The organism is Paraburkholderia sp. CHISQ3 (assembly GCF_030464945.1).
Taxonomy (GTDB): Bacteria; Pseudomonadota; Gammaproteobacteria; order Burkholderiales; family Burkholderiaceae; genus Paraburkholderia; species Paraburkholderia megapolitana.
In genome coordinates, this window is the sequence record NZ_JALPRG010000015.1 from 22,330 (window position 1) to 39,434 (window position 17,105).

Annotated in this window: 16 protein-coding genes; 9 read left to right on the forward strand and 7 right to left on the reverse strand. The window is 63.5% G+C overall.

Annotated features, from left to right (window positions below; all coding sequences use genetic code 11):
* The first annotated feature begins 9 nt into the window (after positions 1-9).
* The 5 genes from M0D65_RS29105 to lpxC all read left to right on the forward strand — a co-directional run bounded on the left by M0D65_RS29105 (position 10) and on the right by lpxC (position 5,264).
* Positions 10-762: a cell division protein FtsQ/DivIB gene (locus tag M0D65_RS29105; RefSeq protein ID WP_096718417.1), complete on the forward strand. Its 753-nt coding sequence runs from the start codon at positions 10-12 to the stop codon at positions 760-762.
* Positions 763-789: 27 nt separating this feature from the next.
* A complete protein-coding gene (gene ftsA / locus M0D65_RS29110) occupies positions 790-2,022 on the forward strand; it encodes a cell division protein FtsA (protein ID WP_091010963.1) in 1,233 nt (410 codons plus the stop codon).
* Positions 2,023-2,143: 121 nt separating this feature from the next.
* Positions 2,144-3,340, forward strand: a complete 1,197-nt coding sequence (ftsZ, locus tag M0D65_RS29115; protein WP_091010964.1) for a cell division protein FtsZ — start codon at positions 2,144-2,146, stop codon at positions 3,338-3,340.
* Between the two features lie 236 nt (positions 3,341-3,576).
* Positions 3,577-4,080: a peroxiredoxin gene (locus tag M0D65_RS29120; protein WP_091010965.1), complete on the forward strand. Its 504-nt coding sequence runs from the start codon at positions 3,577-3,579 to the stop codon at positions 4,078-4,080.
* A 266-nt stretch (positions 4,081-4,346) separates the two neighbouring features.
* Positions 4,347-5,264: a UDP-3-O-acyl-N-acetylglucosamine deacetylase gene (lpxC, locus tag M0D65_RS29125; protein ID WP_091010966.1), complete on the forward strand. Its 918-nt coding sequence runs from the start codon at positions 4,347-4,349 to the stop codon at positions 5,262-5,264.
* A gap of 173 nt (positions 5,265-5,437) precedes the next feature.
* Here lpxC and M0D65_RS29130 read toward each other — a convergent pair whose 3' ends face one another.
* Positions 5,438-5,914, reverse strand: coding sequence for a DUF721 domain-containing protein (locus M0D65_RS29130; RefSeq protein WP_091010967.1), 477 nt, complete (start codon positions 5,912-5,914; stop codon positions 5,438-5,440).
* A 301-nt stretch (positions 5,915-6,215) separates the two neighbouring features.
* Between M0D65_RS29130 and secA the strand changes: the two genes are divergently transcribed.
* The 4 genes from secA (at position 6,216) to M0D65_RS29150 (ending at position 11,665) form a co-directional block, all read left to right on the forward strand.
* On the forward strand, positions 6,216-9,020 hold the full coding sequence (gene secA / locus M0D65_RS29135; RefSeq protein ID WP_091010968.1) for a preprotein translocase subunit SecA: 2,805 nt from the start codon (positions 6,216-6,218) through the stop codon (positions 9,018-9,020).
* A 102-nt stretch (positions 9,021-9,122) separates the two neighbouring features.
* Complete coding sequence (gene argJ, locus M0D65_RS29140; RefSeq protein WP_091010969.1) at positions 9,123-10,364, forward strand: bifunctional glutamate N-acetyltransferase/amino-acid acetyltransferase ArgJ; 1,242 nt, start codon at positions 9,123-9,125, stop codon at positions 10,362-10,364.
* 18 nt (positions 10,365-10,382) lie between these two features.
* Positions 10,383-11,252 carry an ATP-binding protein gene (locus M0D65_RS29145; protein ID WP_091010970.1) on the forward strand — a complete coding sequence of 290 codons (870 nt, stop codon included), beginning with the start codon at positions 10,383-10,385 and terminating at the stop codon, positions 11,250-11,252.
* Positions 11,249-11,665: an NUDIX domain-containing protein gene (locus M0D65_RS29150; protein ID WP_091010971.1), complete on the forward strand. Its 417-nt coding sequence runs from the start codon at positions 11,249-11,251 to the stop codon at positions 11,663-11,665. The genes M0D65_RS29145 and M0D65_RS29150 overlap by 4 nt, the downstream gene beginning before the upstream one ends.
* A gap of 51 nt (positions 11,666-11,716) precedes the next feature.
* Here M0D65_RS29150 and yacG read toward each other — a convergent pair whose 3' ends face one another.
* From yacG to M0D65_RS29180, 6 genes are all read right to left on the reverse strand, one after another.
* The gene (gene yacG / locus M0D65_RS29155) at positions 11,717-11,914 is read right to left on the reverse strand and encodes a DNA gyrase inhibitor YacG (RefSeq protein ID WP_091010972.1); all 198 of its coding nucleotides are present in this window, start codon (positions 11,912-11,914) and stop codon (positions 11,717-11,719) included.
* A gap of 95 nt (positions 11,915-12,009) precedes the next feature.
* The gene (gene zapD, locus M0D65_RS29160; protein ID WP_091010973.1) at positions 12,010-12,765 is read right to left on the reverse strand and encodes a cell division protein ZapD; all 756 of its coding nucleotides are present in this window, start codon (positions 12,763-12,765) and stop codon (positions 12,010-12,012) included.
* Between the two features lie 198 nt (positions 12,766-12,963).
* Entirely contained in the window at positions 12,964-13,569 is a 606-nt protein-coding gene (gene coaE / locus M0D65_RS29165) for a dephospho-CoA kinase (RefSeq protein ID WP_091010974.1), read from the reverse strand.
* 4 nt (positions 13,570-13,573) lie between these two features.
* On the reverse strand, positions 13,574-14,419 hold the full coding sequence (locus M0D65_RS29170; RefSeq protein ID WP_245811464.1) for an A24 family peptidase: 846 nt from the start codon (positions 14,417-14,419) through the stop codon (positions 13,574-13,576).
* A gap of 115 nt (positions 14,420-14,534) precedes the next feature.
* Entirely contained in the window at positions 14,535-15,746 is a 1,212-nt protein-coding gene (locus M0D65_RS29175) for a type II secretion system F family protein (RefSeq protein WP_091010976.1), read from the reverse strand.
* Positions 15,743-17,101: a GspE/PulE family protein gene (locus tag M0D65_RS29180; RefSeq protein WP_091010977.1), complete on the reverse strand. Its 1,359-nt coding sequence runs from the start codon at positions 17,099-17,101 to the stop codon at positions 15,743-15,745. The genes M0D65_RS29175 and M0D65_RS29180 overlap by 4 nt, the downstream gene beginning before the upstream one ends.
* Positions 17,102-17,105: the final 4 nt, after the last annotated feature.

Consider the following 17,105-nt stretch of genomic DNA (forward strand, 5'->3'; position numbering starts at 1 on the left):
TCGAACGACATGTGGAACAACGTACGCCAGCTCAACCTCGCCGCCAACGCGCTACACGCGTTGTTGCTGCTCGTGCTGCTGGCGGCGGGTGCGTACTGGTTGATCCAGCGGCCGAACTTCGCGCTGCACGAGATTCTGATCGACGGCGATGTCGAGCATATCAATGCGCCGACGGTGCGCGCGGGCGTCGTCGGACGGTTGAAGGGCAACTTCTTCACCGTCGATCTCGACAGCGCGCGGCAGGCGTTCGAACAGATGCCGTGGGTGCGGCACGCGAGCGTGCGGCGTGTATGGCCGAACGCGCTGGCTGTCACGCTCGAAGAGTACAAACCGCTGGGAACGTGGGGCAGCGATCAACTGGTCAGTGTGGACGGCGATCTGTTCACGGCGAACCAGGGCGAACTCGACCAGGACCTGCCGGCGTTCGACGGTCCGGACGGCACGGCGAAGGAAGTGGTCGCGCGGTATCGCGACTTCACGAAGTGGTTTGCGCCGCTCGGTGTGACGCCCGACGAAGTGACGCTGTCGCCGCGCTACGCATGGACGGTGAAGCTGTCGAACGGCATGCAGGTGGAACTCGGGCGCGAACGCAATCAGGACACGCTCTTCGATCGCAGTCGCCGGCTGACGGCGGCATGGTCGGCGGTGACGCAACGATGGGGGAAGGATATCGAGTATGCGGACTTGCGCTATCCGAACGGTTTCGCGATTCGCGCAGCAGGTATGCGCTTTCTCAGCGAGCCCGACAAAGGCAAGAAGTAATGAAACATCACACGCAATGAGCACGCTATGAGCAAAGACTACAAGGATTTACTGGTCGCCCTCGACATCGGGACCGCGAAGGTCGTGGCCATCGTTGCCGAGTTGAAGGGCGAAGGTCACTACGAGGTGATCGGTCTCGGCCAGAGCGAGTCGAAAGGGCTCAAAAAAGGCGTCGTGGTGAACATCGAGGCCACCGTGCAGTCTATTCAGCGAGCGCTCGAAGAGGCCGAGCTGATGGCCGACTGCAAGATCACGAATGTCTTCACCGGGATCGCCGGCAGTCACATCCGCAGCTTCAATTCGAGCGGCATGGTGGCGATCAAGGAAAAGGAAGTTACGCAGACCGATGTGGCGCGCGTGATCGAGACCGCGAAGGCGATCAACATTCCGACCGATCAGCAGGTGCTGCACATCCTGACGCAGGAATTCATCATCGACGGTCAGGAAGATGTGCGCGAGCCGATCGGCATGAGCGGCATTCGTCTCGAAGTGAAAGTGCACATCGTGACGGGCGCGGTGAGCGCGGCGCAGAACATCGTCAAGTGCGTGCGCCGCTGCGGGCTCGAAGTGAACGATCTGATCCTGCAACCGCTCGCGTCGTCGCTGGCGGTGCTGACGGAAGACGAGAAGGAACTCGGCGTGGTGCTCGTCGATATCGGCGGCGGCACGACGGACATCGCGATTTTCAGTGAAGGCGCAATTCGCCATACCGCGGTGATTCCGATTGCCGGCGATCAGATCACGAGCGACATCGCGATGGCGCTGCGCACGCCGACGCCGGATGCGGAAGACATCAAGGTGAGTTACGGCATCGCGAAGCAGGCGCTCGCCGATCCCGACGAGATGATCGAAGTGCCGGGGCTCGGCGAGCGCGGTCCGCGCACCTTGTCGCGCCAGGCGCTGGCGGCGGTGGTCGAGCCGCGTGTCGAAGAACTGTTTTCGCTCGTGCAGCAAGTGGTGCGCGAGTCGGGTTACGAAGAATTGCTGAGCTCCGGCGTCGTGCTGACCGGGGGCGCCGCGATGATGCCGGGCATGGTCGAGCTCGGCGAGGACATCTTCCTGAAGCCGGTGCGCATCGGTGTGCCGGAATATGCGGGCGGTCTGGCAGACGTAGTGCGCAATCCGCGCTATTCGACGGCGATGGGGCTGCTCGTCGAAGGCCGGTCGCAACGGATGCGCGGTCGCAAGGTGGCGGTGCAATCGGGGTCGATGGGACAGGTCTTCACGCGGATGAAAGACTGGTTCCTCGGCAACTTCTAGGCATCGATCGATTTCGAAATACGCGTGGGTGCCGGCGGCCCGCGTGCGACAGGAGGTTGCCCGATCTCCTGCCGAATAACGGCCGAAGTAGCTGCGATTTTTTATCTTGACGGAGGCAACAATGGAATTCCAGATGCTGGAAACCGAAACCAACGGCACGATCATCAAGGTGATCGGCGTCGGTGGCGCTGGCGGCAATGCCGTTCAGCACATGATCAACAAAGGCGTGCAAGGCGTCGACTTCATCGTGATGAACACGGACGCGCAGGCACTGTCGCGTTCGCGTGCATCCGCGGTGATCCAGCTCGGTAACACGGGTCTGGGCGCTGGAGCCAAGCCGGAAATGGGCCGCGCGGCAGCGGAAGAAGCCCGTGAGCGTATCGCAGACGCACTGCGCGGCGCGCACATGGTGTTCATCACCGCAGGCATGGGTGGCGGCACGGGAACGGGGGCTGCTCCGGTCGTCGCGCAGATCGCCAAGGAAATGGGGATTCTGACGGTCGGCGTGGTCAGCAAGCCGTTCGAATTCGAAGGCGGCAAGCGCATGCGTGTTGCCGAGGCAGGTTCGCAGCAACTGGAGGATCACGTCGACTCGCTGATCGTCGTTCTGAACGACAAGCTGTTCGAGGTGATGGGCGACGATGCCGAGATGGACAAGTGCTTCCAGTGCGCAGACGACGTTCTGAACAATGCAGTGGCCGGTATTGCCGAAATCATCAACGTCGACGGTCTGGTGAACGTCGACTTTGAAGACGTGAAGACGGTGATGGGTGAGCAGGGCAAGGCGATGATGGGCACGGCGACGGTTGCCGGCGTCGATCGCGCGCGTCTCGCGGCGGAACAGGCCGTGGCGAGCCCGCTGCTGGAAGGCGTCGATCTGTCGGGAGCACGCGGCGTGCTGGTCAACATCACGTCGAGCCGTTCGCTGCGTCTGTCGGAAACGCGCGAAGTGATGAACACCATCAAGAGCTACGCCGCGGAAGACGCGACGGTGATCTTCGGTGCGGTGTACGACGACGCGATGGGCGATGCATTGCGCGTGACGGTGGTGGCGACGGGTCTCGGCCGGGCGGCGAAGAAGCAGCAGTCCGCACCGATGACGCTGCTGCGCACCGGCACGGACAACCAGCCGATCGGCGGAATGCAGCACCCGGCCTACACGCCGCAACACGCGGGCACGGCGGATTACGGTGCGCTCGATACGCCGGCTGTATGGCGTACCTCGCGCGACACCGCGGCATCGCATGTGCAGGCGCTGCAGGAAAAGGGCGTCGACACGTACGATATCCCGGCGTTCCTGCGCAAGCAGGCGGACTGACGCACGGGCCAGGCTTTCGCCGCGGCGCGGCTGCATCATGCAGCGCCGTTCGCGAATGCACGGACGTGACAGGTGGACCGGCTGACAAGCCGCGTTTGTTCAGACGCGCGGCAAGGACAGGTGCCCTCTTCGGTTTTGCGAAGTGGAGCGGGCAAGTGTCGCCGCGAGGCGTACCATCCGTCACTTGAGTCACGACAACGTGCGGGCAGGCTGTGTATCGAAGTGAAGGATCGAGCATGATTCAGACAGGCGAAAAGCTGCCTGACGCGACGCTCTTCGAATTTATCGAGGACGACCGCGCGGGCTGCACGATCGGACCGAACAGTTTCGATGTGCGCGGACAGACGGCGGGCAAGCGTGTGGTGATCTTCGGGTTACCGGGCGCGTTCACGCCGACCTGTTCGGCGAAGCACGTGCCAGGTTATGTCGAACACGCCGGGCAGTTGCGCGCTGCCGGCATCGATGAGATCTGGTGCGTGTCCGTCAACGATGCTTTCGTCATGGGCGCGTGGGGCCGCGATCAGCACACCTCGGGCAAGGTGCGCATGATGGCGGACGGCAGTGCGGCTTTCACGCGGGCGCTTGGTCTGGAGCAGGATTTGTCGGCGCGCGGCATGGGAATCCGTTCCCAGCGCTACGCGATGGTGGTCGACGACGGCGTGGTCAAGACGCTGAACGTCGAGGCACCCGGCAAGTTCGAAGTCAGCGATGCGCAGAGCATTCTCGCCACGTTGACCTAGTTGCGCCGGTCTTTGCTGCCGCCTTGCGTTGTGCGAGGGCAACGGCAACATGACTGGGATGTGACAGGCCGTTACGCGGGCCGATGACCGGAAACGCCTCCGTTCCGGACATCGGCCCGTCATGCTTTCCTTTCTTTCAGCGCCCGGGTAATTGCTCGAAACAGATTGATACGTTGCGGGCAAAACGGGTTGCGAGCAGATGGAGTATACTCGCGGCTATGGAATCAGAAGTCCCATTGGGATTTTCAATCGAGTAAAAGATCATCATGTTGAAGCAGCGGACTATCAAATCGATCGTGAAGACGGTCGGCATCGGCGTGCATTCGGGCCGCAAGGTTGAGCTGACGCTCCGCCCGGCGGCGCCGGACACGGGCATCGTATTCGCGCGCGTGGATTTGCCCACGCCGGTCGATATTCCGGCCTCGGCGCTGTCGGTCGGCGATACGCGGCTGGCGTCGGTGCTGCAGAAGGACGGCGTGCGCGTGTCGACGGTCGAGCATCTGATGTCCGCGCTTGCGGGCCTCGGTATCGACAATATGTATGTCGACGTCACGGCCGAAGAAATCCCCATCATGGATGGCAGCGCGGCTTCGTTCGTGTTCCTGATCCAGTCGGCGGGAATTGAAGAGCAGGGCGCGGCGAAGAAATTCATCAAGGTCAAGAAACCGGTCGAAATCGTCGATGGCGACAAGTTCGCGCGTCTCGACCCGTATTTCGGCTTCAAGCTGAAGTTCACGATCGATTTCCGTCATCCGGCCGTCGATAAAACCGGTCAGTCGCTGGAAGTGGATTTCGAACACACGTCTTACGTGCGCGATATCGCTCGGGCGCGCACGTTCGGTTACGCACATGAAGTCGAACAATTGCGTGAACTGGGCCTTGCACGCGGTGCCAGCCTCGACAACGCCATCGCGCTCGACGAATACCGCATCCTGAACAACGACGGCCTGCGTTACGACGACGAATTCGTGAAGCACAAGATGCTCGATGCGATCGGCGATCTTTATGTCGTCGGCCATCCGCTGCTGGCGTCGTACACCGCCTACAAGTCGGGCCACGGACTGAACAACGCATTGCTGCGCGAACTCCTCGCGCACGAAGACGCCTACGAAATCGTCACCTTCGACGACCTGCAAAAAGCGCCGCGCGGCTTTGGATACGACGCGCAAACGGCGTTTGCCTGAGGCAGTAGAAAGCCAGTAGCTTGGGTTTTTCCGGTTTTTCCCGCGAGTCTTTTGTTTTCGGTCTGGGAAAGCCGGGACTTCGTGGGTTTGGCGTCCGGCCTACGCTACGTGGGGTTCGAACCGCAGCCCATGCGCGACCAGTACTCCGGGGAAAGCCCGGCAGCTCATCACATTCAATCCCGCTTTTTCAGATGCCGGCTCGCCATTCTGGCGAGCGCTGCCTGCAACGGTGACTTCTCCAGCGATTCGCTGAGCGCCTGCAACGCCGTCGCCCCCACCGATGTCATGCGCGCCTGTTTGACCGGCGCCGGTTCCTTCACCGGCTGCGGCCGCACCCGAATCTTCAGCGCATTGACCGCCCAGCCGCGCTGCTGCAGATCGGCGATCAGACGCGGTTCCATATGTCGTAACCGCGCGGCCAGCGCGTTATGTGCCGCGAACAGCGCGAGCACACCGTCCTTGATGAATCCCGGTTCGACACTCGCCGCCAGATAGTCGGGCAGCAACTGCTGCAGATCGCGCTGGAGCGCAGCAATCTGCTCGACACCGGCACGCAGCGCGGCGAACGCATCTGTACGGCCGAGCACCTCGGCGACCGGCTGCGGGCGGCGCGAATTCTGCGGTCTTGAAAAGGACGTGGAACGGCTCATGTGTGGGAATAAGGGCATGCTCGCGCATTGTGCGCGCCATGCGTGGGAATTGTACCGCGGCTATTGCGCGGCCAGCCCGTGGGTTGGTTGCTCTTGCGGCTCGCGGCGCCTGTCGGCATGGGCCGCGGGTGGCATTAAGCGGTCTCGTGCGTGACACAGGCGCTCACGGACGCGCGTGCTAAAATCCCCGATTCGAATTCACTCTTGGACCTAAGCCGCCGAGGCCCCACCGAACCGGGCGCGCCGGACGTGAAAAACACGCACGACGCCTCGCCGAAGCCGCGACGCAGACACCGATCCGATGACCACCGGTTTTCTCCAGAAAGTTTTTGGCAGCCGCAACCAGCGGCTCGTCAAGCAATATCAAAGGACCGTCATAGCGATCAATGCGCTCGAGCCGCAGATCGAGCAATTGACGGATGATCAGCTGCGCGCCAAAACGGGTGAATTCCGCCAGCGCGTTGCGAGTGGCGAATCGCTCGACAAGCTGCTGCCCGAGGCGTTCGCCGTCTGCCGGGAAGCGAGCAAGCGCGTGCTGAAGATGCGCCACTTCGATGTCCAACTGATCGGCGGGATGGTGCTGCATTACGGCAAGATCGCGGAAATGCGCACCGGCGAAGGCAAGACCCTCGTCGCGACGCTCGCGGCCTACCTGAATGCACTGTCCGGGCGCGGTGTGCACGTCGTGACGGTGAACGACTACCTCGCGCAGCGCGACGCCGAGTGGATGGGGCGCCTGTACAACTTCCTCGGTCTGTCGGTGGGTATCAACCTGTCGCAGATGGACCACGGCATGAAGCAGGAAGCGTATGCCTCGGACATCACCTACGGGACCAACAACGAATTCGGCTTCGACTATCTGCGCGACAACATGGTCTACGAGACCGATGCGCGGGTGCAGCGAGCCCTGAACTTCGCGATCGTCGATGAAGTGGACTCGATCCTGATCGACGAAGCGCGTACGCCGTTGATCATCTCCGGCCAGGCCGAAGATCACACCGAGTTGTACGTGCGGATGAACGCGCTGCCGCCGCTGCTGGAACGCCAGATCGGCGAAGAAAAGGCGGACGGCACCGGTGTCGAGAAGCCGGGCGACTACACGCTCGACGAGAAAGGTCGTCAGGTGTTCCTCACCGAATCGGGCCACGAAAAGGCGGAGCGGCTGCTCGCCGAGTGGGGGCTGATCGGCGAAGGCGAGAGTCTGTATGCACCGCAGAACATCACGCTGATGCACCACGTGTATGCCGCGTTGCGCGCGCATACGCTGTTCTTCATCGATCAGCACTATGTCGTGCAGAACGGCGACGTGGTGATCGTCGACGAATTCACGGGCCGGTTGATGTCCGGCCGCCGCTGGTCGGACGGGCTGCACCAGGCCGTCGAGGCGAAGGAACACGTGAAGATCCAGAGCGAGAACCAGACGCTCGCTTCGATCACGTTCCAGAACTACTTCCGCATGTACGCGAAGCTCTCCGGGATGACCGGTACCGCCGACACGGAAGCGTACGAATTCAACGAGATCTACAGCCTCGAAACCGTCGTCATCCCGACCAACCGCCCGCCGAAGCGGACCGATCGTCAGGATCAGATCTACAAGACGGCGAAGGAACGCTACGACGCGGTGATCCGCGATATCCGCGACTGCTACGAGCGCGGTCAGCCGGTGCTGGTCGGTACGACGTCGATCGAGAATTCCGAGCTGCTGTCCAATCTGCTCAACAAGGCCGCCCTGCCGCACGAAGTGCTGAACGCGAAGCAGCACGAACGGGAAGCTGCGATCGTCGCCGAAGCGGGCCGCCCGCGCCGCGTCACGATCGCGACCAACATGGCCGGCCGCGGTACCGACATCGTGCTGGGCGGCAACGCCGAGAAGCAGGCGATGTTCCTCGAAGAAGACGAATCGATCCCCGCCGACGAAAAGCAGCGCCGCATCCAGCAGCTGCATGACGAATGGCAGATGCTGCACGACGAAGTGAAGGCAGCGGGTGGCTTGCACATCATCGGTACCGAGCGCCACGAATCGCGCCGGATCGACAATCAGTTGCGCGGCCGTGCCGGCCGTCAGGGCGATCCGGGTTCGTCGCGCTTCTTCCTGTCGCTGGAAGATCCGCTGCTGCGTATTTTCGCCGGCGACCGCGTGCGCTCGATCATGGACCGCCTGAAGATGCCCGAGGGCGAGGCGATCGAAGCAGGCATCGTCACGCGTTCGATCGAATCGGCGCAGCGCAAGGTGGAAGCGCGTAACTTCGACGTTCGCAAGCAGTTGCTCGAATACGACGACGTGTCGAACGATCAGCGCAAGGTGATCTATCAGCAGCGTAACGAGTTGCTCGAAGCGCACGACATCGCCGAGACGATTGGCGCGATGCGCCACGGTGTGATTTCCGACATCGTTCACGGGTTCGTGCCGGCCGGCAGTATCGAAGAGCAGTGGGACGTGCCCGAGCTCGAGGAAGTGCTGCGCAACGAATGGCAGCTCGACCTCGCGATCCAGGAGATGATCAACGAGTCGAAGTCGATCAGCCCGGAAGAGATTCTCGAAGCCGTCACCGGCGCCGCCGACGAATCGTATGAGCAGAAGGTTGAACTGGCAGGCCGCGAGCGATTCAGCGGGTTCGAACGCTCGATCATGCTGCAGACGCTCGACCGTAGCTGGCGCGAACACCTCGCCGCGCTCGATCACCTGCGTCAGGGCATTCACCTGCGCGGCTATGCGCAGAAGAACCCGAAGCAGGAATACAAGCGCGAAGCGTTCGAACTGTTCGCCGCGATGCTCGATTCGGTGAAGCTCGAAGTCACGCGGGTCGTGATGAACGTGCAGATCGAATCGCCGGAGCAGCTCGAACAGGCCGCCGAGGAAATCGAAGAACAAGGAAGTCATCTGGAAAGTGTAGAGTTTCGCCACGCCGAGTTTGCAGAAGCGGGCACGGCGGTTGCCGCACCGGTTGCAGCGGATGCCGCCATGACGATGATCGACGACGCGATGAGCCACGGCGGCGGGACGCAGGCGGTTCCGGCCGGTACGGTGCCGAAAGTCGGGCGCAACGATCCGTGCCCGTGCGGTAGCGGCAAGAAGTACAAGCAGTGCCACGGCAAGATTGCATAAGACCGAAGGCGGCGCGCCGGCCGTTGTGCCGGAGCGCCAGTTCTATTCCCATTCTCCAATGCCGGCTTTCGCCGGCATTTTCAGCTCCGACAGGTCGCGACCATGGCTGTCAATTTCCCCTCGATCGATCCCACTCAATTGCATCCGGTAGCCGGCGTTACGCTCGGCTGGGCGGAAGCGCACATCCGTAAGCCGAACCGCAAGGACGTGCTGGTCATTTCCGTCGATGAAGGCGCGACGGTCGCCGGCGTGTTCACGTCGAACCGTTTTTGCGCCGCGCCGGTCACGGTGTGTCGTGAGCATCTCGAGCACGTACGCTCGAGCGGCAAGGGGATACGCGCGCTGGTCGTGAATACGGGCAACGCGAATGCAGGTACCGGCGAACCGGGCCTCGTGATCGCACGCGAAACCTGCAAGGAACTCGCGCGACTGGCAGGCATCGCGCCCGAGCAGGTGCTGCCGTTCTCGACCGGCGTGATTCTCGAACCGTTGCCGCTCGATCGTCTGAAAGCAGGCTTGCCTGCCGCGCTCGAGAACCGGAAGGCGGCTCACTGGTACGAAGCCGCGCAGTCGATCATGACCACCGATACGCTGCCGAAAGCCGTGTCGCGCCAGGTGACGATCGACGGTCACACGGTGACATTGAGCGGCATCAGCAAGGGCGCGGGCATGATCAAGCCGAACATGGCGACCATGCTCGGCTTCCTCGCATTCGACGCCGCCGTCGCCCAGCCCGTGCTCGACGCGCTCGTCAAGCATGTGGCGGACCGCTCGTTCAACTGCATCACAATCGATGGCGATACGTCGACGAACGACTCGTTCATCCTGATCGCCTCGGGGAAATCGAGCCTGCCGGCGGTGACGTCGACGGATTCGCCCGCGTATGTGGCGCTGCGCGACGCAGTGACCGACGCGGCGCAAGCGCTCGCGCAACTGATCGTGCGCGACGGCGAAGGCGCGACGAAGTTCATGACGGTACAGGTCGAAGGCGGCCGTGACGTCGCCGAATGCCGGCAGATCGCCTATGCGATCGGCCATTCGCCGCTCGTGAAGACAGCGTTCTACGCATCCGATCCGAATCTCGGCCGCATCCTGGCCGCGATCGGCTACGCCGGGGTGAACGATCTCGATGTCGGCAAGATCGATCTGTACCTCGACGACGTACTGGTGGCGAAGGCGGGGGGCCGCAATCCGGACTACCGCGAAGAAGATGGGCAGCGTGTCATGAAGAAGAGCGAGATCGCGATTCGCGTGCTGCTCGGGCGAGGGGATGCACAGGCCACGATCTGGACCTGCGATCTCTCGCACGAATACGTGAGCATCAATGCCGACTATCGTTCCTGATCTGCACTTTCTCTTCTCATGGATAAGCTCGAACAGTTTCTGACCCGCGCCGAGGCGTTGCTTGGCCGCCTGGAGGCGGTGCTGCCGCCTGCCGCGCCCAATATCGACTGGAGCGCGGGCGTCGCGTTTCGCTGGCGTACGCGCCAGGGCCGCGGTTATCTCCAGCCGGTGCCCGCCATTTCGACGATCACGCTCGACGACCTGCAGAACATCGAGCGCCAGAAATCGCTGATCGAGCAGAACACGCGCCAGTTCGTGCGTAGCCAGCCTGCCAACAACGTGCTGCTGACTGGCGCCCGCGGCACCGGCAAGTCGTCGTTGATCAAGGCCTGCCTGAATGCGTTTTCAAACGAAGGCCTGCGGCTGATCGAAGTCGACAAGGACGATCTGCACGATCTCGGCGACATCGTCGACCTGATTTCGGCGCGTCCTGAACGCTTCATCGTGTTCTGCGACGACCTCTCGTTCGAGGACGGTGAGTCGGGCTACAAGGCACTGAAAGTTGCGCTCGACGGCTCGATCGCTGCGCAGTCGGACAACGTGCTGATCTATGCGACTTCGAACCGGCGTCATCTGTTGCCCGAATACATGAGCGACAACGAGACCTATAAGCACACCGCGGACGGCGAGATTCATCCGGGCGAAGTGGTCGAAGAAAAGATCTCGCTGTCCGAGCGCTTCGGGTTGTGGGTGAGCTTCTATCCGTTCAAGCAGGACGATTACCTGTCGATCGTCGGCCACTGGCTGCGTCACTTCGGCTGCGACGATGCGGGTGTCGAGGCGGCGCGCGGCGATGCGCTGGTGTGGGCGCTGGAACGCGGCTCGCGCTCGGGGCGGGTGGCGTGGCAGTTCGCACGCGACTGGTCCGGCCGGCGGACGCCCGCATGACCGGCGCTGTGGAGCCTACCCCGGCGCGGCCGGTTACCGAAGTCGCGGTCGGCGTGCTGGTGCAACCTGATGGGCGCTACCTGCTGGCGCAGCGGCCGGCCGGCAAGCCGTATGAGGGCTACTGGGAATTTCCCGGCGGCAAGCTCGAGCCGGGGGAGTCGGTGGAAGCGGCGCTCGCACGCGAACTGCATGAAGAGCTCGGTATCGACGTGCAGGCGAGCCACCGCTGGCACACGCTCGAGCATGATTACCCGCACGCCTATGTGCGCCTGTATTTCTGCAAGGTGACCGCGTGGACCGGTGAACCGCATGGCCGCGAAGGCCAGGCGTTCGTCTGGCAGACGCTGCCGGCCGACGTTGCGCCGCTGTTGCCGGCGACGATTCCTGTGCTGGAGTGGCTTGCGGCGGAATAGCGTCGCGGATGGGTGCGGACTGGAAGGCCCGCACCGATCGCGCTGCGGATGCTAGTGGGGTGGGGTGTCGCCGGCCGGCGCTTCATCCGGCGGCAGCTCATCATTGGTCCCGCCAATCCGGTATTTCTCAGCGGCCCATGCGCCGAGATCGATCTGTTTGCATCGCTCGGAGCAGAACGGGCGGAAGCGGTTCTCAGAGGTCCAGCGGACATCCTTTGCGCAAGTGGGGCATTTGACGACGGTGGGCATTCGATCAGGCAGTCAATCTCAAAACGGAACGGGTAGTTTACTTGAGGGCGTTTCGGGCGGCTTAAAGAGTGGTGCCGACACGGCGCACCACGCGACTACAGGCTGCAAAGCGTCAGCTGGAACGGCACATCGACATCTACCGCGCGCGGCCGCAAGTCGCCGTCCTGCACGGTAAAGCGCACCCACAGCATGTACTTGTTGGCACTGGCTTCGGGGATCACCCGTAGTTCAGGCGTAACGCGGACCTGCATCAACTGATACGAGCGGCCCGACAACATCTGCTGGTAGCTGCCCTGCATCGCCATCACCTTCGACGCCTGCCCCGATTCGCGCGCGAGACGCAGCACGATCGTTGCAGCATCGCGCAGCGGCAGCAGCGGCGTCACCCACTTGGCGATGTCCTGGCGACGTTGATCGGGATGAGTTTGCTGCCACGCAAAGTACGACGGTAGATCGAACTTGCAGGTCCCGCCCGGGATGATTGCGCGGCTGCGGATGCTGGCCAGCCATTCATTGTCTGCAAGATGCTGGCCAGTCTTTCCCTGCATCTGCGAGAGACCTGCCAGCGTCTGCTCGATTTCACCGAGCACGGCTTCGAGCGCACTCTGCTCGATGCCCGGGTTGCCGCGAAACGGTGCGAGCGTCTGCCGCTGCCGCTCCAGTTCCTTCATCAGATCCGATTTCAGGTCGGCGCGTCCTGCGACCTCGGCAATTTCGAACAGCGTGGTCAGCGCGACATGATGTTCCCTGGCGTCTTCCTGAGTCAGAAAGAACGTAAAACGCTCGAATAGATCTTCGAGGCGCAGCAGCGTCCGGATTCGCTCGTTGAAGGGATACTCGTAAAGAATCAAGCGGGCTCGCCTCGGGCGTGGTCGGTGACAGGATTGCAGGACATTCTAATGCCGTGAGACTACCCCCGCAATCACGCACTTTATGCGTGTCCTCACGCAATTTATTCTGTCTGTCATTGCACTGCCGAAGTTCCCTGCGAAAGGCGGGCAAGCGCACATTTCTCGGGCCGCTCACTGCACTGCCGTGAACCCGAAGTATCAGGCGGTATGCGCGTAAGCGAGATAAGCGCGATGCAACGCTTCGACCTGAATCTGTAGCGCATCGGGTGGGGCGTCTTCGTTGACGATCGTGTCGTCGGCGGCGGCGAGGCGCTGTTCGCGCGTGGCCTGGCGCGCGATGATCGCCAGCACCTGTTCGCGCGAGAAGGCGTTGCGCCGCATCACGCGTGCGATCTGCGTTTCGACGCTGCAGTCGACGGTGAGGACGCGGTCCACGCGTGTCTTCCAGTTGCCCGATTCGACGAGCAGCGGCACCACGACGATGACATAGGGACCCTGCGCGTCGTTGCGTTCCCGCTGGGTTTCCGCACGGATCAATGGATGCGTAATGGCTTCGAGACGCTTGCGTGCGGTGTCGTCGCTGAAGATCAGCGTACGCATCTGTGCGCGATCGAGCGAACCGTCGGTCGTGACGAACGACGGGCCGAACTCCTGGGCGATCGCCGGCATCGCGACACCGTTCGGCGCCGTGATGCGATGCGCGATCACATCGGTATCGACAAGCGGCACACCGAGTGCGCCGAACCTGTCGGCCACCGTCGATTTGCCGCTACCGATACCCCCCGTCAATCCAACCGCAAACATAGTGTCAGCCTCCCCCGAGCGCCAGATAGAGCGGTGTGCCGATAAACAGCGTGAGCGCGCCGCCGGCCGCGAGGAACGGACCGAACGGCAGCGGTTCCTCGAAACGCATACGGCCGCGCCACGTTGCCGCGAGTCCGACCACGGCGCCCGCGACGGCCGCCACCAGCACGATTTGCGGCAGCGCGGCCCAGCCCAGCCAGGCGCCGAGCGCGGCGAGCAGCTTGAAATCGCCGTAGCCCATTCCTTCGATGCCGCGCACCAGCCTGAATACCCAGTGTACGCACCACAGCACGAGATACCCGGTGATCGCGCCGAGCACCGCGTCGTGCAAGCTCGCGAAGAGCCCGTCGAAGTTGACGATCAGCCCTGCCCACAGCAGCGGCAGCGTGATGGAGTCGGGCAGCAGGTGCGTATCGATATCGATTACGCTCATCGCGAGCAACGCGGCGCACAGGCCGAACGCGGCCAGCGCCATCAGGGTAGGGCCGAACGAGACGAGCGCCGCGACCGCGCAGGCTGCGCTCGCGAGTTCGAGTAGCGGATAGCGCCGGCTCACATGGGTTCCGCATTGCGAGCAGCGGCCGCGCAGCAGCACATAGCTCACAACCGGGATGTTCTCCCACGCGCGCAACGTATGGCCGCAATGCGTGCATGCGCTGCGCGGCAGCCAGAGGTTGTAGCGGATGGGGAGGCCGTCGTCGTCGGGAGGCTGGCCGGTTGCGTCGCTGACCTCGTTGCGCCAGGCGCGTTCCAGCATGATCGGCAGACGGTGCGCGACCACGCTGAGAAAGCTGCCGATCACGAGCCCGAACATGATCGCGAAAGCGATCTGCACACTGACCGGCAACATGCTGAAGGTCGTGCCGACATCGGTGGCGACGCGGCCCCAGGGGCTGCTAAACAGGGAATCGGACACGGTCGGATAGGTAGCCGGCATAACGGAAAAGTGGGATTCGGCTGCGATGCTACACCACGTTGCCGAGTTGAATGATGGGAAGATACATCGCGATCACAAGGCCGCCGACCAGCCCACCTAGCACAACGATCACTAGCGGTTCGCACAGGCTCGCGAGCGTGCTGATCTGTTCGTCGACCTGACGGTCGCTGAGCGCGGCGACGTCGAGCAGCATCGTGTCGAGAGCGCCCGATTCTTCGGCCACTGCGACCGGCTGGACCACGTCGGCGGGAAAGCAGCCGGCCGCGCGCATCGCCGCTGCGAGCCGTTCGCCGCGACGCAGACGCGTGGCGATGTCGGCCGTCGCGCGGTCGAAGTAGGCGTTGCCGGTGGCGTGGGTCAGCGAATCGAACGCATCGGCGAGCGGCGTGCCGGCGGAGAGTAATGTGCCGAGCGCACGGGCCCAGCGGGCCGCACAAAGTGTCTTTAACAGCCGTCCGAACAGCGGTGCCCGCAAGGACAGACGGGCAACGTGCACGCGGGCTGCCGGCGAGCGCCGCATGAGCGCGCCCAGTGCGGCACTACCGGCGCCGATTGCGACGACGGCAGGGATGCTCCAGCGCGCCGCCGCGTCGGACAGCGCGAGCACCACTTGAGTCGGCACGGGCAGTTTCGCTCCGAAGCCATCGAATATCTGTTTGAACGTCGGTACTACCCAGACGAGCAACGCTGCCGTAATCGCAAGCGCGAGCAGCAGGATGGCCGCCGGATAGGTGAGTGCCGCCCGCACTTTTGCGCGCTGGGTCGCGCTGCGTTCGCGGTCGTCGGCGATGCGCGCGAGAATCGTCGGTAATGCGCCCGACACTTCGCCGACGGCGACCAGCTGGCAAAACAATGCGTTGAACTGCGCGGGATGCCGCCGCAATGCCGCGGAAAAATCGAGGCCGGCCGTGATGTCGCGCGCGAGGGCGGCGATGATGCGTGGCATGCCGCGCGGCCCCGGCGCCTGGCCGAGCAGATCGAGCGCGGCAGCGAGCGGCAGCCCGGCGCGCAGCAGGCTCGAGAGTTGGCGCGCGAACAACGTGACATCGGCGGTGCGTGCTTTCGGGCGCAGTGCCGGGCCGCGTACCGCGAGCTCTACGACGAAGAGGCTGTCGCGTCTGAGCATCGCACGCGCTGCGGCCGCGTCGGGTGCAACGAGCGAGCCGCGACGCGCTGCTCCGGTCGCGTCGAGCGCCTGCCACGCGAAGCGCAGGTCCTGCGGTGCGGTGTCGGGTGTCATTGGGTCTCCGTGGCGGCGAGGGCTTCGGCGAGGCTCGTCGTGCCATCGCGCACGCGGGCGAGTGCCGCATCGCGCAGCGTCGTGACGCGTCCGTCGTTCTGCGCATGCGCCGAGATCGCCTGGGTGCCCGCACGCGTGACGATCAGGTCGCGCATCGACTCCGGAACCGGCATCACCTGGTGAATGCCGATGCGCCCGCGATAACCGATTCCATGACACGCCGCGCATCCAGCCGCTGTATATGGATGCCAGTCGCCGAGATGCTCGCGCGCAAAGCCGGCCGCGAGCAGTGCCGCGCCCGATTCCTTCGCCGGTACGCGGCACGACACGCAGAGACGGCGCACGAGCCGCTGCGCTGTTACGAGCCGCAACGCCGCCGCGAGGTTGTACGGCTCGACGCCGATATCGATGAGCCGCGCGATCGCCGCAGGAGCGTCGTTCGTATGCAAGGTGGAAAGTACGAGGTGGCCGGTCTGTGCGGCTTTCACCGCGACATCGGCGGTTTCTTCGTCGCGGATTTCGCCGACCATGATCACGTCCGGGTCCTGCCGCAAAAACGCGCGCAGTGCGATCGCGAAGGTCAGCCCCGCTTTCTCGCGCACGCCGACCTGGTTGATGCCGGCAAGCTGGATCTCCGCCGGATCTTCCACCGAACAGAGATTGCGCGACGCGACATTCAGCATCTGCAGGAAGCAGTACAACGACAGCGTTTTACCGCTGCCCGTGGGACCGGTGACGAGCACGAGGCCGTGCGGTGCGCGGATAGCGGCGTCGACGATATCGCGTTGCTGCGCATCGAGCCCGAGCGAGTCGAGCGTCAGATCGGTGGGTAGCGCTTCGAGTCGGCGCAGCACCAGCTTTTCGCCGAAGAGTGTCGGTAGCGAGTTGACGCGATAGTCCTCGAACGCCCCTTTGGTCGCGGCGAGCCGCAGGCGGCCGTCCTGCGGAATGCGCCGCTCGGCGATATCCATCCTGGCGAGCACCTTCACGCGTGAGATGAACGCGTCGCGCAAGTGAGCGGGCGGCTTGCCGGTCTCATGCAGCACACCGTCGATTCTCAGGCGGATCCGCCAGCCGTGTTCCGCCGGTTCAACGTGAATGTCCGATGCATTACGCGTGGCCGCTTCGCGCAATGTGTCCGTTAGCAGGCGGACTGCGGGGGCGGAGTCGGTGTCATCCGCATCGTCTGAAAGAGCAGTTCGCTGGCTTGTTGTGGTCCCTGCCGTTGCCACAGCGGGAAACGCGCGCGGGTCTCGACCGGGGATGCTTCGCGACGGCGGAACGGTAGCGGCGGCCAGGTCACCGCGTGGCGCTTCGGCTGAGGTGGGCGGTGCGCCACGAGACGAGGGAAACATCGAA

Bases quoted from the DNA above. Each gene is read 5' to 3' on its own strand.
- M0D65_RS29105 (WP_096718417.1), top strand. From the start codon at position 10: ATGTGGAACAACGTACGCCAGCTCAACCTCGCCGCCAACGCGCTACAC.
- ftsA (WP_091010963.1), top strand. From the start codon at position 790: ATGAGCAAAGACTACAAGGATTTACTGGTCGCCCTCGACATCGGGACC.
- ftsZ (WP_091010964.1), top strand. From the start codon at position 2,144: ATGGAATTCCAGATGCTGGAAACCGAAACCAACGGCACGATCATCAAG.
- M0D65_RS29120 (WP_091010965.1), top strand. From the start codon at position 3,577: ATGATTCAGACAGGCGAAAAGCTGCCTGACGCGACGCTCTTCGAATTT.
- lpxC (WP_091010966.1), top strand. From the start codon at position 4,347: ATGTTGAAGCAGCGGACTATCAAATCGATCGTGAAGACGGTCGGCATC.
- M0D65_RS29130 (WP_091010967.1), bottom strand. From the start codon at position 5,914: ATGAGCCGTTCCACGTCCTTTTCAAGACCGCAGAATTCGCGCCGCCCG.
- secA (WP_091010968.1), top strand. From the start codon at position 6,216: ATGACCACCGGTTTTCTCCAGAAAGTTTTTGGCAGCCGCAACCAGCGG.
- argJ (WP_091010969.1), top strand. From the start codon at position 9,123: ATGGCTGTCAATTTCCCCTCGATCGATCCCACTCAATTGCATCCGGTA.
- M0D65_RS29145 (WP_091010970.1), top strand. From the start codon at position 10,383: ATGGATAAGCTCGAACAGTTTCTGACCCGCGCCGAGGCGTTGCTTGGC.
- M0D65_RS29150 (WP_091010971.1), top strand. From the start codon at position 11,249: ATGACCGGCGCTGTGGAGCCTACCCCGGCGCGGCCGGTTACCGAAGTC.
- yacG (WP_091010972.1), bottom strand. From the start codon at position 11,914: ATGCCCACCGTCGTCAAATGCCCCACTTGCGCAAAGGATGTCCGCTGG.
- coaE (WP_091010974.1), bottom strand. From the start codon at position 13,569: ATGTTTGCGGTTGGATTGACGGGGGGTATCGGTAGCGGCAAATCGACG.
- M0D65_RS29170 (WP_245811464.1), bottom strand. From the start codon at position 14,419: ATGTTGCCGGTCAGTGTGCAGATCGCTTTCGCGATCATGTTCGGGCTC.
- M0D65_RS29175 (WP_091010976.1), bottom strand. From the start codon at position 15,746: ATGACACCCGACACCGCACCGCAGGACCTGCGCTTCGCGTGGCAGGCG.
- M0D65_RS29180 (WP_091010977.1), bottom strand. From the start codon at position 17,101: ATGTTTCCCTCGTCTCGTGGCGCACCGCCCACCTCAGCCGAAGCGCCA.